4 protein-coding genes are annotated in these 2,521 nt (G+C 35.4%); all 4 read right to left on the reverse strand.

The window, feature by feature from the left end; genetic code table 11:
- The coding region (locus ACFIMC_RS06550; protein WP_375680820.1) for a hypothetical protein at positions 1-204 on the reverse strand (204 nt) is incomplete at its 3' end.
- Positions 205-248: 44 nt separating this feature from the next.
- On the reverse strand, positions 249-491 hold the full coding sequence (locus ACFIMC_RS06555; protein ID WP_375680821.1) for a hypothetical protein: 243 nt from the start codon (positions 489-491) through the stop codon (positions 249-251).
- Entirely contained in the window at positions 479-979 is a 501-nt protein-coding gene (locus tag ACFIMC_RS06560) for a hypothetical protein (RefSeq protein ID WP_375680822.1), read from the reverse strand. The genes ACFIMC_RS06555 and ACFIMC_RS06560 overlap by 13 nt, the downstream gene beginning before the upstream one ends.
- Before the next feature lie 824 nt (positions 980-1,803).
- Positions 1,804-2,521, reverse strand: a 718-nt coding sequence (locus ACFIMC_RS06565; RefSeq protein WP_375683714.1) for an autotransporter domain-containing protein, incomplete at its 5' end; no start/stop codon positions are given.

A 2,521-nucleotide genomic window follows, 5' to 3' on the forward strand; every position in this document is an offset into this window, starting at 1 on the left:
TTCTAACTTGTTGTTGTCACTCTTGCTGTTTTCAAAAGAAGCCCCTGTCTCGGAAACAGTGATAGATCCTCCTGTCATTTGGATGATACCATTGTCTTTTGCCTCAAGTCCGATGATAGCCTCTTTAATGGTTGTATTGCCATGCAATTCAATTGTACTGTTGGGGCCGTTAGCCCATGCACCTTTTCCATTGCCATCTGCCATTAGAGTGGTATCTATGCCATCAATATATCCACTATTTGCTGCAACTAATGCATTTTTTTCCCAGTTACAGTTCCCCCAATCATCGTGATTTTGGATTGTGCACCATTTGCATTGAGGCCATATTCATCAGAGGACACTGTAACATTGTTCTTTAAAGTAATTGTAGAGCCTGTACCAGCGTATATTCCATGCTCTTTTGCATTAAAGTATCCTCCTGATACCGTTGTTTGAGAATTATCCAACGCTTCTATACCCACTTTTGCTTGAGTAACTGTTACGTTTTCCAAGATGACTTTCCTTTCCTTTCCTTATAAAGAGCTATTCCTTTTTCCATTAAGTCATCTTTACTGCTCGTTATTGTCACATTTTTCAGCTTGTTTTTATCACTTTTGCTATCTTCGAGAAATAAGCCTACTGTAGGAGCAATAATACCTACTGCATTCATTTTTATTATACCACCGTCTGTTGCCATCACACCGATTTCTTTAGCCTTAATCGTTGATTCTGATAAGTCAAGAAAGCTATTAGGTTCGATAATGCGTACAGTGCTCAACCAGTCGTCCTCCATGTTTTTGCTGTCGTGAATTATTGCTAAATTTTTTCCAATTATTCCACTACCTTTTATCACTATTATACCGCCAACAGTGAAGTTGGATGCTTCCTCAGTTATTCCATGAAAATTCATTAAGATTTTTTCGGCTTTTACATTAGTATGAGCACTAAACAGCGCGATTGTCGCAACAGCTGTACAGGATAGTAAAAATTTTTTAGACATGAAGATTTTCCTTAACTTATAAGCCTCCGCATATTCTCTCCCCGCTTATAAAAAGGATAAAGAACACACAATTTTCATCGGGAGGTTATATTATTTTAACTTTTATATAAAGTATTTATATTATATTTTATTTATTTTTACATTTATATATTAAATTTATTATTTACTTGTATTCTATAATAATTTTTTATTAAATGGTTTTTTATTTTGTAAATAACTATGTAATTTATAATTTATAAAACAAATTATTAAATATAAACTATTATAATTTCAATCACATAATAAATTTAATATTTGTTTTCTGTATATCTAAAATATATTTATGTATATACTTAAATAATACTTATTATGATTGATAAAGCTTTAGCTCTTCTTTATGATTTCCTGAGCATTTTAGATAAATTGAGTACAAAGCATTGTGTTATGTTTGTTATGCCTGATTGGATTTTCTGCGCAAAAAGGTATTTTGCAGCAGATCTTCTGCCGTAAAGAGGTGAAGGGAATTCCTTTAAAGAAAAGCTAGTACATCTACTGCATGAAGAAGAAAGAGGTTTCTTTAAGGAATAAAAAGGACTTTAGCAGAAAAGAAAAGCAGGGTTTATTTACAAGAGGTAATATCAACAAAAGGGCTACATAATATTATAGAAAATTAAAAAAGCTGCACAATACAGAGTTGTGCAGCCTTTCTGTGCAAACGAACGGGAAAGCAACGCTCGCTTTTACACTTTTTTCAGTCTCATACGCTTGTACATGTGCTTTCCTTCTCATGTAGGGCACAGGCTGCTCTGCTTAAAATAAGAGGTTCCGAGAAGAATTTCCTTTCCTTAAAACTGATAGCGTATACCACCTGAAAAGCTTGCACCACTTATACCAGTTTTCTGAAGCTTTTGTTGATAACTTACATCACCATGAAGCGAGAAATTGTGAGACAGTTGCGCATTGATGCCAACGCCGCCTTCAATTGCAGGTCCCATAGGATCAAGGTCAAAATCTCTGCCAATCTGGATGGTACCATTATCACCAAAGGTTTTGATCAAGTTTACTTTTCCATAGAAAGACATTGGACGGTTGTTTTCAGTGGAAATAGTTTTTGTCAAACGTCCACCAACACGGATCAACCATTGAGAAGGATTTTTCATATCAACGGTAAAATTATCAGCATCTTCAATGGTATTAAACATCAAATGTTGATAGGCAATTTGTGCTTGTGGCTCAAATGTTAAACTTTCCATTCCGGTTGCAAACTCTTTGCCAACAGTGGTGGAGATACTAAACATTTTGGCATTTTGCAATTTTGCGGTTTTGCCAATGATAGCATTGCCGATATCTCCTTTTAGAATTCCATAGGATAACAGTGTATCCATATAGAAACCATTGTCATGCTGCACGCTGCCATAAGCTGTTAGTGACCATTTATCCAATGTGCTCTTACTTACATCATCCATATCTTTTGGAGTGAAAGACAGCTGCCCATAGGTGCCTACAAGACCGAAATGTGTTGTGGTATTTTGCCCTTCAATTGCTGCCAATGTGACTCCGGCT

The sequence above is a fragment of the Bartonella sp. AP21QHHD genome (genome assembly GCF_042196205.1).
GTDB lineage: Bacteria > Pseudomonadota > Alphaproteobacteria > Rhizobiales > Rhizobiaceae > Bartonella.

Bases quoted from the DNA above. Each gene is read 5' to 3' on its own strand.
- ACFIMC_RS06560 (WP_375680822.1), bottom strand. From the start codon at position 979: ATGTCTAAAAAATTTTTACTATCCTGTACAGCTGTTGCGACAATCGCG.